Raw genomic sequence first — 22,511 nt, 5'->3', positions numbered from 1 at the left:
GGGGTCACGCCGACGGGGCAGCGCTGCGGTCAGGCGGGGCCGGCCACTCCGACCAGGTTGCCCTCCGGATCGTGGAAGAAGCCGACGACGAGGCCACCGTCGTGGCGGTGCGGGCCCGACACACGCGTTCCACCCAGCTGTTCTGCCTGCTCGAGCGCGGCCTCCACAGCAGGCACGCCGACGTAGAACAGCGCCCTCGGGGGGTAGCCCGCGCCGCCGCCCACACCCCCGGGGATGCCCACCCCGTCAGGTGTGACGTCGCCGCTGATGAAGCCGTAGTTGCCCGGCTCGGAGACCGCTGCGGCAACGGGCCCGGAGGTGTCGAACCGCCAGCCGAACAGCTCCCCGTAGTAGCTCCGCAACCGCTGCGGGTCGGCTCCGATGACCTCGAAGTGCACCACGGGATGTCCCATGCCCGTCCCCTTCCTCCGTGTGGACCTTCACCGGCCGACGGCCACCGTAGCGCGTCAAGGTTTTGATAAACAACCGAGTACTTGCACGTTACTATCAAGGCATCCGTAGGAGGTGGACATGCCGACGAGCCGCAGTTACGGCGACGCCTGTGGGATCGCCCGCGCCCTGGACGCGGTCGGGGAACGCTGGGCGCTGCTGGTGGTGCGCGAGCTGCTCCTCGGTCCGCAGCGTTTCACCGACCTCCGCCGCGCGCTGCCGAAGGCGAGCTCGAACATGCTCTCCGATCGCCTGCGGGAACTCGAGAGCCGCGGAGTGCTGCGCCGTCGCACGATGCCGCCGCCGGCCGCGTCGGTGGTCTACGAGCTGACCGATCTCGGCCGGGAACTCGAACCGATCGTGCTCGCCTTGGGCGCCTGGGGCCTGCAGCTGCCGTTGCCGCCGGCACCGGTCGGGCTCAGCCCCACCTCGGTGCTGCTGTTCCTGCGCGGTTCGCTCCGCCCCGATCCGCAGGCACCACCGGCCACCTACCGCGTCGAGCTCGACGGCACGGTCTGGAGCATCCGGACGCACGGGCGAGAGGTCGATGTCGAGGCCGGCGCGCCGGCCGACACCGACGCCGTCCTCCGCACCGACCCCGCCACGCTCAACGCCCTGATCTCCGACCCCGCCTCGCTCGCCGCTGCGGTCGCCGACGGCAGAGCGGTCGTCGGCGGCGACGAGGCCGCCCTCCGTCGACTCCTCGGATCCGCAGCAGCCGCACCCGCCGGGTGACGCCCCCTCCGGTGACCCGCGCCGACCGCGGTCAGGCGGCGTACGTGCGGGCGAACTCGGCGAAGCGCCGCAGCGAGTACCGGTAGCCGGCCCGCACCAGCGGCTCGGCGGCCGGCCAGCCCAGCCGGCCGAGCGCGCCCAGCGGCAGCTCGACCTGCTCCGACCAGGTGAAGGTCGACCCGCCCTCGCGCGGGCGGATCTCGAAGGTCCCGGTCCCGCGCACCACCCGGCCGGTGTGCAGCACGTCCAGGCGGGACGGCGGTTCCCAGCGGGTGATCTCCATCGTGTCGACGACGCCGAGCCGCCGGTCGCCGAGCGGCAGTCCGGTGATCGCGACCAGCCGACCGCCGACGCCGCGGGACGGGCCGACCACGGGGCGGACGTCGGTGGCGAGGATCCAGCGCCCCTGCGCCGTCCAGTCGGTCAGCGCCGCCCAGACCTGCTCGGGTGGGGCGTCGACGTCGATGCTCTCGCGGATCTCAGGCATCGGTGTGCTGCTCCTCGCCGTCCTCCTGCGGAGGTGCCGGCTGCGCCTCGGCCAGCCGGGCGCGCAGCTCCTCCAGCTCCTTGTCCCGCTCGTCGAGCGTCTGGGCCAGCTGGTCGATCAGCCAGTCGACCTCGGTCATCCGGTAGCCGCGGAAGGCGACCGAGATGCGCAGCGCGCGGAGGTCGTCGCTGACCACCGGCCGGTCGTCGGGGAGCTCCACCGGGGAGCGGTCCAGCTCGGCCGGCGGCTGGGTCTCGCCGCGCCCGAGCAGCAGCGAGCCGCCGAGGAAGAGCAGGCCGCCGACCAGCAGCACCCCGACGACGAGCAGCAGGAACGCGAGCACGTCAGTCGTCCACGGGCCCGCTGACCACCGGCGGCGGGTCGTAGCGCGGCGAGCGCATGCCGCCGCCGCCCTCGCCCGCCTGGCGCGATGACTCGGCCGCCTGGATCTCCGCGATGACCGCGCCGACGTCGTCGGTCACGGTCAGCAGGTCGACGTCCTGAGGGCTGATCGTGCCGGTCTGCACCAGGGTGGTGCGCAGCCACTCCAGCAGGCCCGACCAGTACTCGACGCCGTAGAGGATCACCGGGAAGCGGGTGACCTTGCGGGTCTGCACCAGGGTGAGCGCCTCGAACAGCTCGTCGAGGGTGCCGAAGCCGCCCGGGAGGATCACGAACGCCTGCGCGTACTTGACGAACATCGTCTTGCGCACGAAGAAGTAGCGGAACGAGATGCCGACGTCGACCCACTCGTTGAGCTCCTGCTCGAACGGCAGCTCGATGCCGAGCCCGACGGACATCCCGCCGGCCTCGGAGGCCCCGCGGTTGGCCGCCTCCATCGCGCCGGGCCCGCCACCGGTGATCACCGCGTACCCGGCCTGCGCGAGCGCCGCCCCGAGCTGGACGCCGGCCGCGTAGTGCGGGTGGTCGCGCGGTGTGCGGGCGCTGCCGAACACGCTGACCGCCCGCGGCAGCTCGGAGAGCAGCCCGAAACCCTCGACGAACTCGCTCTGGATCCGCAGCACGCGCCACGGGTCGGTGTGCACCCAGTCGGTGGGGCCGCGCCGGTCGAGCAGCCGCTGGTCGGTCGTCGTCCCCTGGTAGGCGGGATCCGGTTCGCCGCCCCGCAGCACGATCGGGCCGCGGTGGCGGGTCGGCCGGGGACGGCGGCCGTCGGGCGGCTGGGTCATTCGGGGCCTCCGGACAGGTAGGCGGTCAGGGCGTCCTCGGCGGGCTGCAGGGCGTCGACGCGGACGGATTCCTCACGGGTGTGCGCGAGCTGCGGATCCCCCGGGCCGTAGTTGACAGCGGGGATGCCGAAGGCGGCGAACCGGGCGACGTCGGTCCAGCCGAGCTTGGCCCGGGCCGGGCGCCCGACCGCGGCGACGAACGCGGCCGCGGCCGGCTCGGAGAGCCCGGGCAGCGCGCCGCCGGCGTTGTCGGTGACGGTCAGGCTCGCGCCGGCGGCGAGCGCGTCGGCGAACACCTCGCGCACGTGCGCCTCGGCGGCGTCCTCGTCGCGGTCGGGCGCGTAGCGGAAGTTCACGGTGATCGAGCACTGGTCGGGGACGACGTTGCCGGCGACCCCGCCGTCGATCAGCACGGCGTTGAGCCCCTCGCGGTAGGTGCACCCGTCGATCTCGACCTCGCGCGCCCGGTAGCCGGCCAGGGTGGTCAGGACGTCGGCCGCGGCGTGGATGGCGTTGACGCCGAGCCAGCTGCGGGCGGAGTGCGCACGGCGGCCCTTCAGCTCGATCACCGCGCGCAGCGTGCCCTGGCAGCCGGCCTCGATCTCGCCGTCCGTGGGCTCGAGCAGGATCGCGAGATCGCCGTAGAGCCAGCCGCGGCGCTCGCGGGCGACCCGGCCGAGCCCGTTCCTGGCGTGCTCGACCTCCTCGTTGTCGTAGAAGACGAAGGTGAGATCGTGCGCCGGGTCGGCGCCGTGGACTCCGAAGCGCCCGGCCAGCCGCAGCATCACCGCGTCGCCGGCCTTCATGTCGCTGGTGCCGCAGCCGTACAGCCGGTCGCCGTCCAGGGTGCTGGGCACGTTGTCGGCGATCGGCACGGTGTCGAGGTGCCCGGCGAGGACGACGCGGCCGGGCTTGCCGAGGTTGGTCCGGGCGAGGACGGCGTCGCCCACCCGCTCGACCTCGAGGCCGCCGAGCCCTCGCAGCGCGGTCTCGACCGCGTCGGCCAGGACGCCTTCGCTGCCCGAGACCGACGGGATGTCGACCAGCGCCCGGGTCAGGGTCAGGACGTCGTCCTCGAGGTCGAGTACCGGCCGAACCTCCTGCTGCGGTGTCCCCACGACCGTCGAGCGTACGGGCGGCACCTGGCTCCGGGCGGAGCAGCACGCGGGCCGGTCGGTAGCGTCGTCGTCCGTGACCTCCGCCGTGACCTCCTCCGCCGTCGGCACCGGGCTGGCCACCGTGACGCCGTCCGGGACCGTGCTCGACACCTGGTTCCCCGCACCGGTCCTCGACGTGCCCGAGGGCGGCACCCCGGGCACGAGCCGGCTGGGCGCGCTGGAGCTGGCCGGCGACCTCGGACCCGACCTCGGCCGGCTGCTGCGCACCGACGACGCGCGCGGGGTCGAGGTGATCGGCGTCCGGACCGTGATCCCCGACCTGTCCGCCCCGCCGGTCGACGCCTACGACATCTACCTGCGGCTGCACCTGCTCTCCCACCGGCTGGTCAAGCCCCGCAGCATCAACCTCGACGGCATCTTCGGCCTGCTCACCAACGTGGCGTGGACGTCGGCCGGGCCGGTCGAGGCGGCCGGGTTCAGCGGCGCCCGGCTGCGGGCCGCCGTCGGCAACCTCACCGTGTTCGGCGTCGACAAGTTCCCGCGGATGGTCGACTACGTCGTCCCGTCGGGGGTGCGGATCGCCGACGCCGACCGGGTCCGGCTCGGCGCGCACCTGGCCGAGGGCACCACGGTCATGCACGAGGGCTTCGTCAACTACAACGCCGGCACCCTCGGTCCGTCGATGGTGGAGGGGCGGATCAGCGCGGGCGTCGTCGTCGGGCCGGACAGCGACATCGGCGGCGGGGCCTCGATCATGGGGACGCTGTCGGGCGGCGGCAAGGAGGTCGTCTCCATCGGCAGCGGCTGCCTGCTCGGGGCCAACGCCGGCATCGGGATCTCCCTCGGCGACCGGTGCGTGGTCGAGGCCGGCTGCTACGTGACCGCGGGCTCGGTGGTCGCGCTGCCCGACGGCTCGACGGTGAAGGCCCGCGAGCTCTCCGGCCGCGACGGGCTGCTGTTCCGCCGCAACAGCGTCAGCGGCGCGCTCGAGGCGCTCCCGCGCGACGGCGACTGGGGCGCCCTCAACGCCACCCTCCACGCGAACTGAACAGCACGGTTTCGCGCGCTTGACCGCGCACGGTCAGGCGCGCGAAACCGCGCCGACGCCCTAGGCTCGCCGCCACTCAGAGGCGGAGGGAACGCCATGGCCGGGACGGCGCAGCACAAGATCCTTCTGGACGAATCGCAGCTGCCGACGCAGTGGTACAACGTCGTCCCCGACCTGCCGAGCCCGCCGCCACCGCCGCTGCACCCGGGCACCCTGCAACCGGTCGGGCCCGACGACCTGGCGCCGCTGTTCCCGATGGACCTGATCCTCCAGGAGGTCACCGGGGAGCGGTACGTCGACATCCCCGGCGAGGTGCTCGACGTCTACAAGCTGTGGCGGCCCTCGCCCTTGTACCGCGCGCACCGGCTGGAGCAGGCGCTCGGGACACCGGCGCGGATCTACTACAAGTACGAGGGCGTCTCCCCCGCCGGCTCGCACAAGCCGAACACCGCGGTGCCGCAGGCCTTCTACAACGCGAAGGCCGGCGTCCGGAAGCTGACGACGGAGACCGGCGCCGGGCAGTGGGGCACCGCGCTCTCGTTCGCCAGCGCGCTGTTCGGCCTCGAGTGCGAGGTCTGGATGGTCGGCGCCTCGTACGACCAGAAGCCCTACCGCCGGATCATGATGGAGACCTACGGCGCGCAGGTGCACAGGTCGCCGTCCGACCTGACGCAGGCCGGCAAGGCGATCCGCGTCGACAACCCCGAGCACCCCGGCTCGCTGGGCATCGCGATCAGCGAGGCGGTCGAGGTCGCCGCGCAGGACCCCGACACCCGCTACGCGCTGGGCAGCGTGCTCAACCACGTCCTGCTGCACCAGACCGTCATCGGTGAGGAGGCGCTGCTGCAACTGGCCGCGGTCGACGAGCAGCCGGACGTGATCGTGGGCTGCACCGGCGGCGGCTCCAACTTCGGCGGGCTGGCGTTCCCGTTCCTGCGGGAGAAGCTGGCCGGCCGGATGTCGCCGACGATCCGGGCCGTCGAGCCGGCGTCGTGCCCGTCGCTGACCCGCGGCGTCTACGCCTACGACTTCGGCGACACCGCCGGCATGACGCCGCTGCTGAAGATGCACACCCTCGGCCACCGGTTCATCCCCGACCCGATCCACGCCGGCGGGCTGCGCTACCACGGCATGTCACCGCTGCTCTCGCACGTCTACGAGCTGGGGTTGATCGAGGCGCTCGCGCTGCCGCAGACCGAGTGCTTCGCCGCCGCGTTGCAGTTCGCGCGCACCGAGGGGATCGTCCCGGCGCCGGAACCGACGCACGCCCTGGCCGCGGCGATCCGCGAGGCGCAGGCCTGCACGGAGTCCGGGGAGGAGAAGGTCATCCTCACCGCGCTGTGCGGGCACGGGCACTTCGACCTGGCCGCGTACGAGTCCTACCTGTCCGGCCGCATGGTGGACGAGGACGTGCCCGACGAGCGCTTCGCCGACGCCCTGGCCGACCTCCCGGAGGTCCCCGCCTGATCCGCGCTTTATCGCGATAAAGTGCGCGAGCTTTATCGCGATAAAGCGCGTCAGGTCAGGTTGGCGGGTTGCTCGGCGGGGACGTCGAGGTGCTCGAGCAGCGCGACGACGAACTCCTGCGGGCGCTCCACGTGCGGCGAGTGGCCGACGTCGGGGAACACGACCTCGCGGTAGGCGCCGCCGTCGGCCGCGTACCGGTCGAGCACTGCGCGGGTCTGCGTGACCATCGGCTGCGGCGGGAACTCCTCCGCCCCCGGCCAGCCCGGCACCGCGCCGATCGAGCCGAGGAACGCCAGGTCGAACACCGAGGTGTCGGAGACGATCTGGTCGGCGTCGCCGCGCAGCCACAGCACCGGTGGCTTCTCGGGCAGGTCGACGATGCCCGACAGGTCGCACACCGTCGGCGACATCGTGTTGAGCACGCCCTTCTCCCCCGGCGCGACACCGGGCCAGGCGTCGACGGTCACCGCGTCGCCCGGGTAGTGGTCGACGCCGGTCCGCGTCGTGTTCATCGACGCCACGAAGACGTCCTCGAGCTGCGGGTCGAGGGGCAGCGAGCCGGGGGCGACGTAGAAGGCGCGCAGGATCGAGCGGGGGCTGGTCGGGCTGTCGGCGCCGGTGTCGCCGGCCTCGATCGCCGCGACGAAGTCCGGGTTGGCGCCGCCCGCACCGGAGCCGCAGCCGTTCTCGTGCACGCGGCGGCCGTCGGTGCCGACCGTCCCGCCGAAGCCGTAGGGCGACACCGGCGCGACCAGGGCCAGCGAGGCGACCCGGTCGGGGTGGTCGAGCAGGTACTGCAGGACGACGCCGCCGCCCATGCTCCAACCGACCAGGTGCACGCGGTCGAGGCCGAGGGTGTCGACGAGCGCCGCGACGTCGTCGGCCCAGTCCCGCAGGCCGCGGGAGGCGTCGATCGGCTCGGGGTCGGTGCCCCCGTAGCCGCGGAGGTCGACGGCCAGCGCCCGCACCCGACCGGTCTGGGCGAGCGCGAGCAGCGGCTGCTGCCAGAACAGCGACGAGCTGACGTTGCCGTGCACGAACAGCACCACGTCGCCCGGCCCGGACAGGGCAGTGCCCTCGGCGGCGAGCACCTGCTGGGTCAGCCGGGGTGTCTCGACACGGGTCGCGGTGATGCCCGGCAGCAGGTGATCGGCCATGTGCACTCCTCGTCTCGGCGGCGGCTCACCGTAACGATCACGGCCAGGCTGCGACAGCGGACCGTGTCCGGCACGACGTCCTCGGGTCCCCGAACCTGACGGTCCCCCCACCTACAGTCGGCGGTGATGCCCCCGCCACGCACCGTCGTCCTCGTCCGCCGTCCGGCGAGCGGGGCGCGCAAGAGGACGCCGGCGCGCCGCCGTCCGATGCGCCGGCGACGGTCGACGCGGTTGAAGCTGAAGCCGGCGCAGTGGTGGCCGGTCGTCCTGGTGGCGCTGGTCGTCCTGGTCGGCCTGGCCTGGGACGCGGACGGAAAGGACGCGGCCGTGCCCACCGACTCGTGCACCCTGCCGGCCTCCGGCGTCACGCTCACCGGCGAGCAGATCGCGAACGCCCGCACGATCGCCCAGGTCGCCTGGGACCGCGGGCTGCCCGAGCGCGCCGTCGTCATCGCGCTGGCCACCGCGATGCAGGAGTCGCACCTGCGCAACCTCGACCACGGCGACCGCGACTCGCTCGGGCTCTTCCAGCAGCGACCGTCTCAAGGCTGGGGCACGCCGGCGCAGGTGCAGGACCCGGCCTACGCGGCCGGCAAGTTCTACGACCACCTCGTCCTGTTCCCCGGATGGGACACCGGCCGGCTCACCGAGGTCGCGCAAGGAATTCAGCGCTCGGCGTTCCCGGAGGCGTACCAGAAGCACGAGGGCATGGCCGTCGAACTGGCCGATGCGCTCGCCCACGACGACCTCCCCTGCTGACGTCTCACCTCAGGCCCATGCGCGCGCTGCCGTAGAGCTCGGGGAACTTCACGTGGGTGGGGTCGACCGGCCGGGGGCGGCCGTCGGTGCCGGTGGCGAGCCAGCGGACGAGGGTGCCCAAGGCCAGGACGGCGAGGACGGCCAGCAGGACGACGAAGGCGATGATCACGGCGGTTCTCCTGTTCGGGTGGATTCGACGGGAGAACCGTGCGCCCGACCTCTTGCGAGGAACTGGCGGATGACTGGGGGTCGACTGGTCAGCCGCCCCGGAGCCGGGCCACGTCACCACTCTCGGTGACGCCCACGCCGAGCACACCGCGCTGGGAGCGCTCCAAGAATTTCGGGACCTAATCTTCCGGTGTGCCGCTCACGGGGGGCGCAAGACAGTCACGCCGCTACGGCGCTCTGGCCGCGTGGACCGCGGTGGTCACGATCACCGTGACGGTGGGCGTCGTCCTGTTGCCATTCGTCGACCTCGCGTACCGCGCTCCCGCCCTGCACGTGGCGCTGGAGACCTGCGAGGCGGTCATCGCCCTTCTGGCCGGTTACGTCTTGTACGGCCGCTTCCGGTCCGACCGCCGGCTGCAGCAGCTGCTCCTCGTGCTGGCCTTGTACACCTGGGCGACGGCCAACCTGGTGCTCACCGCCCTGCCCAACGCCGTCGCACTGGCCGAGGGCGCGAACTTCAACGGGTGGACGGGGTTGGTCATCCGCTCGGTCGGCACCCTGCTGTTCGTGGGCGCCGCGCTGGTCCCCCCGGGCCGGCAGGTCGGAGTCGTGGGAGCCCGGCGCTGGTCCGCCGGCGTCGGGCTGGCGCTGCTCGCCCTGACCGGCGTCGGGATCGCGGTCGCCGACCGGCTGCCCCCGACACTGGACCCGTCCGCTCCCGTCCCGGACCCGGCGCGCCCGGTGCTGGAGGCGCACCCTGCGGTGCTGGCCGTCCAGGTGGTCAGCGCGATCTGCTTCCTCGTCGCCGCCGCGGCGTTCACCCACGCCGGGCGCCGGAACCGGGACGAGCTCTTGCGGTGGCTCGGCGCCGGCTGCGTGCTCGCCACCGCCGCCCGCGTGCACTACCTGCTCTTCCCGTCGCTGTACTCCGACTACCTGTACACCGGCGACATCCTGCGACTGGGCTTCTACGTCTTCCTCTCGGCGGGGGCGGCGCGGGAGATCCGGTCGTACTGGGAGCTGCGGACACGCGCCGCGATCCTGGAGGACAGGCGGCGCACCGCCCGCGACCTGCACGACGGGCTCAGCCAGGAACTGGCCTTCATCGTCGCCCAGTCGCGGCGGCTCGCCGGTCACCCGGGTGACGAGCTGCTGGCCGAGCGCATCAGCGAGGCCGCGAGCCGGGCGCAGTTCGAGGCGCGGCGAGCGCTCCGGGCGCTGACCCGCCCGCAGGAGCTGCCGTTCCCCGCAGCGCTGCAGCAGAGCGTCGAGGACCTGGGTGAGCGCTACGCCGTCAAGGTGGTCACCGACCTCGACCCGTCCGTCGTCGTGGAGCAGGGCGCGGACGACGTACTCCTGCGCATCGTCGGCGAGGCCATGCGCAACGCCGTTCGCCATGGGCAGGCGCACCGCATCGACGTCCGGTTGACCGCCGACCCCCTGTGCCTCTCCGTGGTGGACGACGGCCGCGGCTTCGACCCCGGGCGGACCGGGGCCCTGCGTGCGGGCGGGTTCGGACTGACCAGCATGCGCGAGCGCGCTGCGGGGCTCGGCGCTGAGCTGTCGATCGCCTCGCATCCGGGCGAGGGGACGACGGTGCGGGTGGTCCGGCGATGAGCGCACCCCTGCGTGTCCTCCTCGCCGATGACCACGCACCGACCCGCGCGGCCGTCGGTGAAGCGCTGTGCGAACAGGGCATCGTCGTCGTGGCCTCGGTGGCCTGCGGCCCCGCCGCGCTCGAGGCCGCGCGCGAGCACCAGCCCGACGTAGCCCTGCTCGACATCCACATGCCCGGTAACGGCATCGTCGCGACGGCCGACATCACGCGGCAGGTCCCCGGCGTGACCGTCGTCATCCTCACCGCGTCGGGCGACGACGAGGACCTCTTCGCCGCCCTGCGAGCGGGTGCGGCCGGCTACCTGCTCAAGGACATGGATCCGGACCGGCTGGCACCCGCGCTGCAGGCCGTGCTGGCCGGTGAAGCAGTGCTGCCCCGCTGGCTCGTGAGCAAGGTGGTCGACGCCTTCCGCACGCAGCCCCGGCGCCGCTTCGCGTTGCCGAACCGCCCGAAGCCGGTGGAGCTGACCGAACGCGAGGCCGAGGTCCTCGAACTGATGGCCCGGGGGCTGTCGACCGAGGAGATAGCGGCCAGGATGTTCGTCGCCTCGGTGACGGTGCGGACCCACATCCGGGCCATCCTGCGGAAGCTGCGCGTCACGGACCGGCAGGCGGCGATCCGGATGGCCCTGGGCGACCGCGGTTGAGCGTTGAGAGATCTCAACACCCGCGGGGATTGTGGGCGCTCACAGGCGTTCCTAGCGTTTCTGTGACACACCGCGATGCAGTGATACGGGGTCTGCATCTGATCGCTGGGACCCCGAGGAGCGAGTAGCCACGCCGACGCGGTGACCGTCTGCGGCACCACTCGGACTCGTAGGAGCACAGGTGATCTCGATCCTGAACGAGCGACGCCCCCGCCGGGCCTTCGCTCTCCTCGCGGGCGTCACGGCCCTCTCGCTCTCTCTCGGCGGGGTAGCTCTCGCGGACAACGTGGGCATCGACGCCGACACGCTGACGGCGAACGCGGACAGCGCCAAGGCTCTCGGGACCGTGGCACCCGGCGCCACGCTCACGACGGACGCCAGCTTCGTCCTCACGTGCTCCGGCAAGAACCACGTGGACCTGGGTCAGACGGTGACGCTCACGCAGGGCACGCCCACCCTCAACGGCGCCACGGTCGGCACCGACGTGGTGGGTGCCACCACCGCGACGATCGGTCCCATCCCGTCCTCGTGGCCGGACGACACGTCGGGCTCCGGCCAGGACAACTGCGGCACGCCCGGCCCCGCACCCTTGAACGACAACGGGAACAGCTCGGTCACCATCAAGGCGCCGACCACGCCGGGCAGCTACACCGCCGTCGTCGTGTGGAGGTACACGGTCTCCCCTTCCGGAAGTGGCGACAGCAACGCCATCGGCGGGTCCAACGTCCAGGCCACGTACACCTTCACCGTTTCCAACCCCATCAGCCCGACCACGCTCTCGGCGGTGGGCGGCACGGGCACGTACGGCGGCACCGGGACCTTGACCGCCACGCTCACGTCCGGGACGACGGCCTTGGCGGGCAAGTCCGTCACCTTCAAGGTCGGCACCACGAACGTCGGCTCTGCGATGACCGGCACCGACGGCATCGCGACCCTCTCGAACGTGGATCTCGGGGGCCGCACCGCGGGGACCTACCCGGGCGTCGTGAGCGCCGGCTTCGCCGGGGACTCCAGCTACGGCTCGCAGACCGCGACCGGCGCCCTCGTCGTCACCAAGGCCGACCAGACGATCACCTTCGCCGCACTGCCGGACAAGACCATCGGGGACGCGCCGGTCACCCCCTCGGCCACGGCCAGCTCCGGCCTGCCGGTCAGCTTCGCCGTCACCGGCAATTGCTCGCTCGGCAATGACGGCACGGTCAGCCTGACCGGCGTCGGTGCCTGCACCGTCACGGCCAGCCAGGCCGGCAACGGCGACGTCAACCCGGCCCAGAGCGTGAGCCGCACATTCGGGATCACCAAGGCCGACCAGACGATCAGCTTCGCCGCACTGCCGGACAAGACGTTCGGAGACGGGGCCTTCACCGTGTCGGCCTCGGCCAGCTCCGGCCTGCCGGTCACCTTCGCCGTCACGGGTGCCTGCTCGCTCGGCAGCGACGGCACGGTCACCCTGACCGGCGCCGGCGACTGCACGGTCACGGCGTCGCAGACCGGCAACGACCAGTTCAACGCCGCCCCCGTCGTCGTGCGGACCTTCGCCATCGCCAAGGCCGCCCAGACGATCAGCTTCGCCGCCCTGCCGGACAAGACCTTCGGAGACGGGGCCTTCACCGTGTCGGCCTCGGCCAGCTCCGGCCTGCCGGTCACCTTCGCCGTCACGGGTGCCTGCTCGCTCGGCAGCGACGGCACGGTCACCCTGACCGGCGCCGGCCAGTGCGCCGTCACCGCCTCCCAGACCGGCAACGGCGACTACAACCCCGCGAGCGACGTCACGCGGACGTTCACGATCGCCAAGGCCGACCAGACGATCACCTTCGCCGCCCTGCCGGACAAGACCTTCGGGAACGCGCCGTTCGCCCCGTCGGCCTCGGCCAGCTCCGGCCTGCCCGTCACCTTCGCCGTCACGGGTGCCTGCTCCCTGGGCAGCGACGGCACGGTCACCCTGACCGGCGCCGGCCAGTGCGCCGTCACCGCCTCCCAGACCGGCAACGGCGACTACAACCCCGCGAGCGACGTCACGCGGACGTTCACGATCGCCAAGGCCGACCAGACGATCACCTTCGCCGCCCTGCCGGACAAGACCTTCGGGAACGCGCCGTTCGCCCCGTCGGCCTCGGCCAGCTCCGGCCTGCCCGTCACCTTCGCCGCCGTCGGCGCCTGCTCCCTGGGCAGCGACGGCACGGTCACCCTGACCGGCGCCGGCCAGTGCGCCGTCACCGCCTCCCAGGCCGGCAACGGCGACTACAACCCCGCGACCGACGTCACCCGCACGTTCACGATCGCCAAGGCCGACCAGGACCCGGTCACGCTCTCGGCGAGCAGGCCCAGCGGCTTCTTCGGAGACCTGATCTCCCTGACGGCGGCCGGAGGCAACGTAGGCGGCTTCACGTACGCCGCCTCGGGTTCCTGCACCGTCGATGCTTCCGGGATCGTGAAGATCACCAGCGGTACCGGGACCTGTTCGGTGACCGCTACCCGGGCAGGCGACGGGAACTACAACCCGAGGACCTCGGCCGCGGTGATCATCACGCCGACACCCTGGACGACCCTCGGCTTCTACCAGCCGGTCGACATGGGCGGAGTCCTGAACAGCGCCAAGGGTGGCAGCACGGTGCCGGTCAAGTTCGAGCTCTTCGCGGGAACCCGCGAGCTGACCGACACGGCGCAGGTGAGCTTCTCCTACGCGAAGATCAACTGCGACGGAACCGCCCCTACGGACGACGTCGAGACGCTCGCCACCGGTAACACGGTCCTGCGGTACGACACGACCGCCGGCCAGTTCGTCTACAACTGGAAGCTGCCGACCGGCGCCGGCTGCTACCGCCTCACCATGAAGGCAGCGGACGGCACGTCGAAGTCCGCGGACTTCAGGCTGAAGTAGCGATTCGTCGTCAGCGACGAGAGGTGGGCCCCGTCCGGCACCAGCCGGGCGGGGCCTCATCTCCTGCACGGGCCTCCGGCCGGATCAGCCGAGGACGGCGGCGACCGCCAGGCTCTCCTCCTCGATCCCGAGCCCGTCCTGCGCCGCCCACACCGCCGAGACCACCGCGTAGACCGCCGTCCACGCCCGGCCGCGGTCGACGTCCACCCTCATCGCCGGGCACAGCAGGGCCAGCCGCCGTTCGAGCAGTGCGGCCAACGCGGCGGCGTCGCGCGGCAGCGTGCCCAGCGGGTTGAGCATCGCCACCGAGACGTCGAGCGCGGGTTCGGCCCACACCCCGCGCGGATCGATCGCCACCGGTCCGTCGGCGCCGACCAGCACGTTGCCGTGGTGCAGGTCCCCGTGGCACAGCACCGGGGCCGTCGCCGACGCCAGCAGGGCGTCGAGCCGGTCGGCGGCGGCCGAGGTCACCGACGGGGGCAGCAGCGGATGACCGGTGCGCAGGTCGGCCAGCGCCGCCGGCTCCACCGCCAGCGGAGGCCGCGCGGTCCCACCGGAGTGCAGGGCCCGCCCCACCCGGCCGAGCAGCGGGAACGCCTCGTCGTCCGGCAGGCCGGTCAGGTCGGTGCCGGGCCGCACCCGCTCCAGCAGCAGGGCCACGGAATCGGCCGACACCGAGACCTCGAGGAGCCGCACGGCCCCCGCACCGTCCCACGCGGCGAGGACGCCCGCCTCGCGCACCAGGTCGCCCTCGTCGTTGGCGATCCCGACCTTGAGCACCACCTCGGCGCTCCCCCGCCGTCCGGGCGCGACCCAGTGGTAGGTCGCGTCGAACGGCTCCCCCAGCACCACCCCCCACGAGCGGGCACGGGAGGTCACGACCGCGGGCAGCCGCGCGCACCAGCCGGCGCCGCGTGCGCCGTGGATCGACGTCATCGCCGCCACCAGCGCACGTGGGACGACGACCCGGCTCACCCCGCGAGGCGCTCGGCGGCGGCGGCGATCCGCTCGTCGGAGGCGGTCAGCGCCATGCGCACGTGCCGGGCGCCGGACGGACCGTAGAAGGTGCCCGGCGCCGCGACGATGCCGAGACCGGCCAGCCAGTCGATCGTGGTCCAGCAGTCCTCGTCGCGCGTGGCCCACAGGTAGAGCCCCGCCTCGGAGTGGTCGACCCGCAGCCCGGCCGCCCGGACGGCCGCCAGCAGCGTGGCCCGCCGCGCCCGGTAGCGCTCCTTCTGCTCGGCGACGTGCGCGTCGTCGGCCAGCGCGGCCGTCATCGCGTCCTGCACCGGGCCGGGCACGAGCAGCCCGAGGTGCCGGCGCACCTCCCACGCCTGGCGCACCAGCGCCGGGTCACCCGAGAGCAGCCCGGCGCGGTAGCCCGCGGCGTTGGACTGCTTGGAGAGGGAGTGCACCGCGAGCAGGCCGCTGTGGTCGTCGCCGGCCACGGCCGGGTGCAGCAGGGAGCGCGGCTCGACGTCCCAGCCGAGGGTGATGTAGCACTCGTCGGCCACGACCGGCACGCCCCGCGCGCGGCCCCAGGCCGCCCAGGCGCGCAGCTCGTCGTCGGTGAGCACGCGGCCGTGCGGGTTGCCCGGGGAGTTCAGCCAGACCAGGACGACGCCGGTCGCGTCGTCCGGCGGGACGTCGCAGCGGCGCACCGCGAGACCGGCCAGCACCGCGCCCACCTCGTAGGTCGGGTAGGCCACCTCGGGGATGAGCACCGTCCCGCTGCCCGACAGCCCGAGCAGGGTGGGCAGCAGCGCGACGAGCTCCTTGGAGCCGACGGTCGGGATCACCGAGGGGTCGGGCCCGTGCGGCTCGGCGACCGTCACGCCGAGCCGGCGGGCCAGCCAGTCCGCGGCGGCGGTGCGCAGCGCCGGCGTGCCGAGCGCCGTCGGGTAGCCCGGTGCGTCCGCGCCGGCCGCCAGCGCCGCCTGCAGCACGGACGGCGACGCGTCGACCGGCGTGCCGATGGACAGGTCGACCACCCCGCCGGGGTGCCGGGCCGCCCGGGCCCGGGCTCCGGTCAGGGAGTCCCACGGGAAGTCGGGCAGCCGCCGCGCGGCCGTCCCGGTGTCAGCAGCCGTGGTCAGTGGTCCTCGCCCTGCGGCGGGAGCGCGGCGACCAGCGGGTGGTCCTTGGCGATCTTCCCGGTCTTCGCGGCGCCGCCGGGGCTGCCCAGGTCGGAGAAGAACTCCACGTTGGCGTTGTAGAAGTCCTTCCACTTGTCGGGGACGTCGTCCTCGTAGTAGATGGCCTCCACCGGGCACACCGGCTCGCAGGCGCCGCAGTCCACGCACTCGTCGGGGTGGATGTAGAGCATCCGGTCGCCCTCGTAGATGCAGTCCACCGGACACTCGTCGATGCACGCCTTGTCGAGGACGTCGACACAGGGCTGGGTGATGACGTAGGTCACGGCGGATCCCTCCCGGGGACGGGTGCAGCGACCGCGGCCGGACCGCGGTCGGGTGTTGTCGCGCTCAGTATCACCTGTCGTCCGCGCAGCGTCGCCATCCCCTCCCATCAGGGGCGATGCAGCGGCGATCCAGCGGCGATGCAGCCCTCCCCCGTTGGGGGGAGGCGACGACGGCCGGCTCAAGCGGAACGCGATAGTGCCGATCCGCCTACCGTGACGACGGCGAGGGCCCCCCGGGCTGCGGCGACGCGAGGACGCATCCCCGCGCCGCGGCCCCCTCTGCCCACCCGCCGTCCCACCGGCCCGGCCGCGCACTACGACGCGCAGGCCGCGCTCGACCACCAGCTCGCCCGCCTGCGCAGCACGCTGGGCGCCTCCCGGGTGTCGGTCTGGGTGCACGAGGCCACCACCGGCACCGCGGCGCCCTACCGGCAGTCGGTCTGCCCGGGCGCCGACGTGGCCGAGATCCCGGCGCTGAAGAACCCGGTCACGGTGTCCCGCTCGCCGTTCGTCTCCGCGGTGCTCGAACGGTGCGAGCCGGTCGTCGTCCGTGCCGACGGGCGCCGGGCCGCGGACAAGGAGGCCGCCCGCTACGGCATCCGCTCCGCGCACGGCGAGCCGCTGGTCCGCAACGGCGAGGTGGTCGGCCTGCTGACCATCGAGCCGGCGGCCGCCGCCTCCACGGCTCAGCTGCGCCAGGCCGTGCCCGGCATCGCGCTCGCGCTGACCGAGGCGTGGCGCCGCCGCTCCGAGCGCCGCCGCCTGGACTCCGCCGAGGTGCTGCTCGGGCTCGTCGAGCGCGCGCACCAGGCCGACTCGGTCGAGGAGCTGCTCGCCGTGGCCTGCCAGCAGCTGGCCGAGCTCGGCGAGGTCGAGCGGGCCTGCGTCTTCCTCGTCGAGGACGGCGAACTCGTCCCCAGCATGGCCCGGTACGCCGACGGGCGGCGCGACACGGCCGGCTGGAAGCGGTTCCGCAACGCCCCCGAGCCGCTGCAGCTGGTGCAGACCGTGCTGCGCACCGGCGAGCCGAAGGCCGCCGACCGCGACTCCGGCGAGCTCTCCGGGTGGTGGGCCGACACCTTCGGCATCGCCTCCGCGCTGGCCGTCCCGCTGGGCCGGGCTCCACACCTGGCCGGCGTGCTCACCCTCGACAGCCCGCTGCAGCGCCCCTTCTCCGAGGAGGTGCGCCGGATGGCGACCGCCGCCGGCGTCTACCTCGCCGGCGTGCTGGAGCAGGTCCGGACCAACCAGTCGCGCGCGGCCTCGCTGGCCACCGCCGAGGTGGTGCGCCAGCTGCTGGTCGACGGCGCGCACGCCACGGGCGTCCCCGAGGCGGCCGAGGTGCTGGCCCGCGCCGTCCAGGACGTGCTGGGCACCGAGCGCAGCTCGGCCTACAAGGTCGACGCCGACGGCCTCATCGAGGACGTGCGGCACCTCGGCTGGGCCGACGAGCACAAGGAGGTCGTCCGGCGGCAGGTGATCGGCCGCCCCGCCGCCGACGTCAAGCTCTGGCAGCGCACCGTCGAGGAACGGCTGCCGGTGTTCGTCGAGGACGCCGCCGCCAGCGACCTCCTCGACCCGCGGCTCGTGGCGGCCCTGGACCTCAAGGCCTACGTGAGCGTCCCGCTGCTGGCCGGCGACCGGCTCATGGGCCTGATCGTCACCGGTTCGACGTCCTCGACCGGCCGCTGGTCGGCCGACCTGCGCGAGGCCGTGCGCCAGGTGACCCTCGAGGGCGCGCTGGTGGTGGAGAACGCGGTGCTGCGCGCCGTCGAGCGGCTGCGCCTGAAGCAGCTGGCCGACGAGGCGCACCACGACCCGCTGACCGGTCTGCCCAACCGCCGCCGGTTCATCGAGGAGCTGGAGAAGACCGTCTACGACAGCGCGGGCCGCGACTGCGCCGTCCTCATGGTCGACCTCGACCGGTTCAAGGAGATCAACGACAGCTTCGGGCACAGCGTCGGCGACGACCTGCTCTGCCTGGTCGGGCCGCGGCTGGGCAAGGCGCTGCAGCCCGGCGACCTGCTCGCCCGGATGGGCGGCGACGAGTTCGCCGTCCTGCTGCCCGACGCCGACCACGCCCGCGCGCTGGAGGTGGCGCACCGGCTCGGTGCGGCGCTGCGCGACGAGTTCGTGCTCGACGGCATGCCGCTGCACATCGACGCGAGCATCGGCATCGCGCTGTGCCCGGACCACGGCCGCGACCGCTCGCTGCTGCTGGCCCGCGCCGACACCGCGATGTACGCGGCCAAGCGCGACCGGCGCGGCTTCGAGCTGTGGGAGCCCGACGGCACGCCGGACTCCCGCGACCGGCTGGAGACCCTCGAGCAGCTGCGCACCGCCCTCGACACCGAGGAGCTGGTCCCCTACTACCAGCCGAAGCTGGACCTGCGCACCGGCGCGGTGATCGGCGTCGAGGCCCTCGTCCGGTGGCAGCACCCGACCCGCGGGTTGCTCACCCCCGACGTCTTCCTGCCCCTGGCCGAGCAGGCGGGGCTGATGCGCCGCCTGGCGCTGCGCGTGCTGGAGCGCTCGCTGTCGGACCTGCGCGGCTGGCGCGAGGCCGGTCACGACCTGTCGGTCGCGGTCAACCTGTCGGTGTCCAACCTGCAGGACATCGCGCTGCCCGACCAGGTGGGGATGCTGCTCGACAGCCTCGGCGTGCCCGCGCAGTCGCTCACCCTGGAGATCACCGAGGACGTCCTCATGGCCGACGCCGCGCGCACCCGCCAGGTGCTCGACGGCCTGCGCCGGCTGGGCGTGCAGCTCTCGATCGACGACTACGGCACCGGCTACAGCTCGCTGGCCTACCTGCGCGCGCTGCCGGTCAACGAGCTCAAGCTCGACCGCAGCTTCGTGCGCAACCTGACCTCGGACCCCCGGGCGGCCGCGATCGTGCGCAGCACCCTGCAGCTCTCGCGCGACCTGGGCATGACCATGGTGGTCGAGGGCGTCGAGGACGCGGACGCGCTGGCCGCGCTGTGCGAGTGGAACTGCGACATCGCCCAGGGCTTCCACGTCGCCCGGCCGATGCCCGCCGCGGACTTCCTGCCCTGGCTGTCCGCCCGGTCGATGGCCGACGCCGCCCGCTGAGGCACCATCCCCTGGTGCTCTCCGTCGCCGACCTCGAACGCCTGTCCGCCGAGAGCTGGCGAGGTCTGTCGCGCGAGGCCTACGGCGACTGGCTGCTGCGCGCCGGCGGCGGCTTCACCGGCCGGGCCAACTCGGTGCTCGTCGTCGGGGAGCCGCCGGCCGCGCTGCCCGACGCGGTCGCCGCCGTGACCTGCTGGTACACCACACGGGGCCTGCGGCCGCGCGCGCAGGTGCCGCTGCCCGGTGCCGAGGCCGCCGACGCCGCCTTCGCGGCGGCCGGCTGGGACCGGGACGAGGACGTCCTCGTGCTGACCGCTCCCCTGGCCGGCTGGCCGGAGCCGTCGGTGGCGGTCTCGATCGCCGCCGAGCCGGACGACGACTGGCTGGTCGGCTACCGCTACCGCGGCGCCGCGCTGCCGCCGGTGGCGCGGGACGTGCTGCTCGCCGCCGACGACCCGGCGTTCCTCACCGTCCGGCTCGACCCGCCCCCGGCCCCACCCGCCGCGGTCGCGCGGGGCGTCGTCGTCGAGGGCTGGCTGGTGGTGACCGCGGTGACCGTGGACGAGTCCTACCGCCGGCGTGGCCTGGCGACGGCGGTGATGGCGTCACTCGGCGCGTGGGCGGCCGACCGCGGAGCCCACTCCTGCACCCTGCAGGTGGTGTGCACCAACGCCCCGGCGCTGGCGCTCTACGAGCGGCTCGGCTTCACCGAGCACCACCGCTACCACTACCGGCTGGCGCCGCTGTCCTCCTGATCGCGGGTCCGGCGGGGCGAGGCCAGGACCCGGCCGACGGCGAACGCCGCCGCCACGACGCCGACCAGCAGGAACGCCAGGCCGACGTACCCCAGGGCGCCCGTCCCGACGATCACCAGGTCACCCTCGGGACGGCGTCGCGCCGCGCCCAGCGCCACCGCCAGCCACGCCAGCGCCGGCAGGACGGCGACCACCCGCGAGCGCGACCAGCGGTAGGCGGCGCTGACCACCAGCAGGTTGCCCACGACGGCGGCGAGCACGGAGACCGGCACGAGCACGCCGCCCACGCGCAGCGGCAGCCAGAAGACCTCGACCAGCGCCAGCCAGGTGCCGACGACGACGGCCGCGATGCCCCAGCCGACGAGCGCGAGAGCTCTCATCCGGGCAGGCCGGCGAACAGGTCGTCCTCCCAGCCCTGTGGGGAGCCGCCGTCCGGGCCTCGCTCGCCCCGCACCAGCCGGTAGTACTCGGTGCCGAGCACCTCCTGGCCGAGGTTGTTGGACAGCGCGAAGAACGGCCCGTCGACGGTGATCTGCGTCGGGTAGGCGCGCAGGGCGGCGTCCTTGTGGCCGGCGTAGGCGCGGGCGTCGACGGCGGCGGCGATCGCCTCGTCCGGGACGACGAACGGCACCTCCTCGATGTCGCCGAGCCCCTCGAACGGCGAGCCCTCCCCCACCTCGGCCATCGCCTCGATGCCGCGCAGCACCACCGACCGCGGCATGGCGCACCAGTAGACCTTGGCGACCTGCCAGGGCTCGCCCAGCTCCGGGTGGAACGCCGGGTCTGCGGCGGCCCCGACCGCGCGCATGGCGACCCGGTGCGCCTGGATGTGGTCGGGGTGGCCGTAGCCGCCCTTCTCGTCGTAGGTCACCAGCACCTGCGGGCGCAGCTCCCGGACGACGGCGACCGCGTGCGCCGCGGCCTCCTCGACGTCGGCGTTCCAGAAGGCGCGCGGGTTCTCGTTGGCCGGCGTCCCCATCATCCCGGAGTCGCGGTAGCGCCCGGCCCCGCCGAGCCAGCGGTGGTCGGTGACCCCGAGCGCCGCCATGGCCGCGGTGAGCTCGGAGATGCGGTAGCCCCCGAGCTGGTCGGCCTGGTCGGCGGCCAGCTGCGCCAGCTCCGGGACCAGCACCTCGCCCTCCTCGCCCAGGGTGCAGGTCAGCAGCGTGACCTGGACGCCCTCGGCGACGTAGCGGGCCATGGTCGCCCCGTTGTTGATCGCCTCGTCGTCGGGATGGGCGTGGATGAGCAGGAGCGAGCGCACGCAGCGATCTTGCCGTGTCGGTCCTGGCGTGGGACCCGGAGGGTGCCCGCCAGGACCGACGGAACGGCTCCACGGATCAGGGGGACCGCACCTGGCCGCGGTGCACCCCGGAGGGGTGCGGTGTCACAGGACCTGGAGGGCCTCCGCGTAGTGGCAGCGGTTGAGGTGGCCGATGCCGCGGTCCTCCAGCGCCGGTTCCTGCTCGACGCACAGCTGCCGCTCGCTGTCGCTGAGCACGTTGGCGAACTTCTGGCAGCGGGTGCGGAACTTGCAGCCGGACGGCGGGTTCGCCGGGCTCGGGACGTCGCCGGTGATGATGATCCGCTGGCGCTCGCGCTCGCGGCGCGGGTCGGGCAGCGGGATCGCCGAGAGCAGGGCCTGCGTGTACGGGTGCGCCGGACGGTCGAAGAGCTCGTCGCGACCGGCCACCTCGATGATCCGGCCCAGGTACATCACCGCGACCCGGTCGGAGATGTGCTTGACCACCGACAGGTCGTGCGCGATGAACAGGTAGGACAGGCCGAGGTCGTTCTTGAGGTCCTCGAGCAGGTTGATGACGCCGGCCTGGATGGACACGTCCAGCGCGGACACCGGCTCGTCGAGGATGAGCAGCTTCGGCTGCAGGGCGAGCGCCCGGGCGATGCCGATCCGCTGCCGCTGGCCGCCGGAGAACTCGGCCGGGTAGCGGTTGGTGTGCTCGGGGTTGAGCCCGACCTGCTCCACCAGCTCCCGGACCCGCTCCCGCAGCTCCTTGTTGCTCTTGGTGAGCCCATGGATGATCAGCGGCTCGGCGACGATGTCGAAGACCGGCAGCCGCGGGTTGAGCGAGGCGTAGGGGTCCTGGAAGACGATCTGGATGTCGCGGCGCAGGGGTCGCATCTGGGTGCGGTTGAGCCCGACGAGCTCGCGGCCCTCGAACTTCACCGAGCCGCCGGTGGCCGGCTGCAGGTTGAGGATCGCCCGCCCCGTCGTCGACTTGCCGCAGCCGGACTCGCCGACCAGGCCGAGCACCTCGCCCGGGTGGATGTCCAGGTCGACGCCGTCCACGGCGCGCACGGCGCCGACGGTGCGCTTGATGAGGCCGCCGCCCTTGATCGGGAAGTGCTTCTCCAGGCCGCGCACGGACAGGATCGGCTCGCCGTCGCCCAGCGGTGCTTCAGCGCGGTCGGTGGTGGGCGCGGTCACGCGATCTCCTCGCTGGCGCTCGTCGGTCGCGTGACCGGCGGTGCCGGGCTGACTGGTGAGCTCGCAAGCTC

General features: G+C 73.4%; 22 protein-coding genes. 9 read left to right on the top strand and 13 right to left on the bottom strand.

Translation table 11 applies throughout. The features are described 5' to 3' along the window. Positions 1 to 29: 29 nt before the first annotated feature. Positions 30 to 413 carry a VOC family protein gene (locus GGQ55_RS14040; RefSeq protein ID WP_179717668.1) on the bottom strand — a complete coding sequence of 128 codons (384 nt, stop codon included), beginning with the start codon at positions 411 to 413 and terminating at the stop codon, positions 30 to 32. Positions 414 to 531: 118 nt separating this feature from the next. Here GGQ55_RS14040 and GGQ55_RS14035 point away from each other — a divergent pair, with 118 nt between their 5' ends. Beyond that, a complete protein-coding gene (locus tag GGQ55_RS14035; RefSeq protein WP_179717666.1) occupies positions 532 to 1,185 on the top strand; it encodes a winged helix-turn-helix transcriptional regulator in 654 nt (217 codons plus the stop codon). A 31-nt stretch (positions 1,186 to 1,216) separates the two neighbouring features. Here GGQ55_RS14035 and GGQ55_RS14030 read toward each other — a convergent pair whose 3' ends face one another. The 4 genes from GGQ55_RS14030 to dapE are packed head-to-tail and all read right to left on the bottom strand — an operon-like array spanning position 1,217 to position 3,980. Next, positions 1,217 to 1,672, bottom strand: a complete 456-nt coding sequence (locus GGQ55_RS14030) for an SRPBCC family protein (RefSeq protein ID WP_179717664.1) — start codon at positions 1,670 to 1,672, stop codon at positions 1,217 to 1,219. Continuing rightward, complete coding sequence (locus GGQ55_RS14025; protein WP_179717662.1) at positions 1,665 to 2,015, bottom strand: DivIVA domain-containing protein; 351 nt, start codon at positions 2,013 to 2,015, stop codon at positions 1,665 to 1,667. Before GGQ55_RS14025 ends, GGQ55_RS14030 begins: the two co-directional genes overlap by 8 nt. Before the next feature lies 1 nt (position 2,016). Then, the gene (locus tag GGQ55_RS14020; protein ID WP_179717660.1) at positions 2,017 to 2,862 is read right to left on the bottom strand and encodes an LOG family protein; all 846 of its coding nucleotides are present in this window, start codon (positions 2,860 to 2,862) and stop codon (positions 2,017 to 2,019) included. Further along, positions 2,859 to 3,980: a succinyl-diaminopimelate desuccinylase gene (gene dapE, locus GGQ55_RS14015; protein WP_179717658.1), complete on the bottom strand. Its 1,122-nt coding sequence runs from the start codon at positions 3,978 to 3,980 to the stop codon at positions 2,859 to 2,861. The genes GGQ55_RS14020 and dapE overlap by 4 nt, the downstream gene beginning before the upstream one ends. A gap of 73 nt (positions 3,981 to 4,053) precedes the next feature. Here dapE and dapD point away from each other — a divergent pair, with 73 nt between their 5' ends. Both dapD and GGQ55_RS14005 read left to right on the top strand, forming a co-directional pair. Then, positions 4,054 to 5,028 carry a 2,3,4,5-tetrahydropyridine-2,6-dicarboxylate N-succinyltransferase gene (dapD, locus tag GGQ55_RS14010; protein ID WP_366489306.1) on the top strand — a complete coding sequence of 325 codons (975 nt, stop codon included), beginning with the start codon at positions 4,054 to 4,056 and terminating at the stop codon, positions 5,026 to 5,028. Between the two features lie 96 nt (positions 5,029 to 5,124). Then, complete coding sequence (locus tag GGQ55_RS14005; protein ID WP_179717655.1) at positions 5,125 to 6,495, top strand: TrpB-like pyridoxal phosphate-dependent enzyme; 1,371 nt, start codon at positions 5,125 to 5,127, stop codon at positions 6,493 to 6,495. 50 nt (positions 6,496 to 6,545) lie between these two features. Here the strand turns inward: GGQ55_RS14005 and GGQ55_RS14000 are convergent, their stop codons facing one another. Then, on the bottom strand, positions 6,546 to 7,652 hold the full coding sequence (locus tag GGQ55_RS14000) for an alpha/beta fold hydrolase (RefSeq protein ID WP_179717653.1): 1,107 nt from the start codon (positions 7,650 to 7,652) through the stop codon (positions 6,546 to 6,548). A 126-nt stretch (positions 7,653 to 7,778) separates the two neighbouring features. Here GGQ55_RS14000 and GGQ55_RS27830 point away from each other — a divergent pair, with 126 nt between their 5' ends. Beyond that, positions 7,779 to 8,411, top strand: a complete 633-nt coding sequence (locus tag GGQ55_RS27830) for a hypothetical protein (protein ID WP_179717651.1) — start codon at positions 7,779 to 7,781, stop codon at positions 8,409 to 8,411. Between the two features lie 4 nt (positions 8,412 to 8,415). Here the strand turns inward: GGQ55_RS27830 and GGQ55_RS13990 are convergent, their stop codons facing one another. Continuing rightward, the gene (locus GGQ55_RS13990; protein ID WP_179717649.1) at positions 8,416 to 8,580 is read right to left on the bottom strand and encodes a hypothetical protein; all 165 of its coding nucleotides are present in this window, start codon (positions 8,578 to 8,580) and stop codon (positions 8,416 to 8,418) included. A 191-nt stretch (positions 8,581 to 8,771) separates the two neighbouring features. On the opposite strand from GGQ55_RS13990, the gene GGQ55_RS28440 reads away from it, so the two are divergent. The 3 genes from GGQ55_RS28440 to GGQ55_RS27825 all read left to right on the top strand — a co-directional run bounded on the left by GGQ55_RS28440 (position 8,772) and on the right by GGQ55_RS27825 (position 13,724). Beyond that, a complete protein-coding gene (locus tag GGQ55_RS28440; protein WP_179717647.1) occupies positions 8,772 to 10,196 on the top strand; it encodes a sensor histidine kinase in 1,425 nt (474 codons plus the stop codon). Next, positions 10,193 to 10,843, top strand: a complete 651-nt coding sequence (locus GGQ55_RS13980; RefSeq protein WP_179717644.1) for a response regulator — start codon at positions 10,193 to 10,195, stop codon at positions 10,841 to 10,843. The genes GGQ55_RS28440 and GGQ55_RS13980 overlap by 4 nt, the downstream gene beginning before the upstream one ends. Before the next feature lie 181 nt (positions 10,844 to 11,024). After that, positions 11,025 to 13,724, top strand: coding sequence for a PxKF domain-containing protein (locus GGQ55_RS27825; protein WP_179717642.1), 2,700 nt, complete (start codon positions 11,025 to 11,027; stop codon positions 13,722 to 13,724). A gap of 84 nt (positions 13,725 to 13,808) precedes the next feature. Here the strand turns inward: GGQ55_RS27825 and GGQ55_RS13970 are convergent, their stop codons facing one another. From GGQ55_RS13970 to fdxA, 3 genes are read right to left on the bottom strand one after another with little or no spacing between them, the layout of a single operon-like run. Next, entirely contained in the window at positions 13,809 to 14,699 is an 891-nt protein-coding gene (locus GGQ55_RS13970) for an aminoglycoside phosphotransferase family protein (RefSeq protein ID WP_179717640.1), read from the bottom strand. Continuing rightward, on the bottom strand, positions 14,696 to 15,781 hold the full coding sequence (dapC, locus tag GGQ55_RS13965) for a succinyldiaminopimelate transaminase (protein WP_281371625.1): 1,086 nt from the start codon (positions 15,779 to 15,781) through the stop codon (positions 14,696 to 14,698). Before dapC ends, GGQ55_RS13970 begins: the two co-directional genes overlap by 4 nt. A 35-nt stretch (positions 15,782 to 15,816) precedes the next feature. Continuing rightward, entirely contained in the window at positions 15,817 to 16,143 is a 327-nt protein-coding gene (gene fdxA, locus GGQ55_RS26495; protein ID WP_366489302.1) for a ferredoxin, read from the bottom strand. A 213-nt stretch (positions 16,144 to 16,356) separates the two neighbouring features. Here fdxA and GGQ55_RS13960 point away from each other — a divergent pair, with 213 nt between their 5' ends. Next, positions 16,357 to 19,236 carry a bifunctional diguanylate cyclase/phosphodiesterase gene (locus GGQ55_RS13960; protein ID WP_179717636.1) on the top strand — a complete coding sequence of 960 codons (2,880 nt, stop codon included), beginning with the start codon at positions 16,357 to 16,359 and terminating at the stop codon, positions 19,234 to 19,236. A gap of 14 nt (positions 19,237 to 19,250) precedes the next feature. Continuing rightward, a complete protein-coding gene (locus GGQ55_RS13955; protein ID WP_366489300.1) occupies positions 19,251 to 19,991 on the top strand; it encodes a GNAT family N-acetyltransferase in 741 nt (246 codons plus the stop codon). Here GGQ55_RS13955 and GGQ55_RS13950 read toward each other — a convergent pair. From GGQ55_RS13950 to GGQ55_RS13940, 3 genes are all read right to left on the bottom strand, one after another. Then, complete coding sequence (locus GGQ55_RS13950; protein ID WP_246323812.1) at positions 19,964 to 20,371, bottom strand: hypothetical protein; 408 nt, start codon at positions 20,369 to 20,371, stop codon at positions 19,964 to 19,966. The genes GGQ55_RS13955 and GGQ55_RS13950 overlap by 28 nt on opposite strands. Next, on the bottom strand, positions 20,368 to 21,255 hold the full coding sequence (gene mshB, locus GGQ55_RS13945; protein WP_179717634.1) for an N-acetyl-1-D-myo-inositol-2-amino-2-deoxy-alpha-D-glucopyranoside deacetylase: 888 nt from the start codon (positions 21,253 to 21,255) through the stop codon (positions 20,368 to 20,370). Before mshB ends, GGQ55_RS13950 begins: the two co-directional genes overlap by 4 nt. A 123-nt stretch (positions 21,256 to 21,378) precedes the next feature. Continuing rightward, positions 21,379 to 22,440 carry an ABC transporter ATP-binding protein gene (locus GGQ55_RS13940; RefSeq protein WP_366489297.1) on the bottom strand — a complete coding sequence of 354 codons (1,062 nt, stop codon included), beginning with the start codon at positions 22,438 to 22,440 and terminating at the stop codon, positions 21,379 to 21,381. Between the last annotated feature and the right edge of the window lie 71 nt (positions 22,441 to 22,511).

The organism is Petropleomorpha daqingensis, assembly GCF_013408985.1.
GTDB classification, from domain to species: Bacteria; Actinomycetota; Actinomycetes; order Mycobacteriales; family Geodermatophilaceae; genus Petropleomorpha; species Petropleomorpha daqingensis.
The sequence above is the reverse complement of the archived record's forward strand: the minus strand, read 5'-3'. Positions and strand labels throughout refer to the sequence as shown.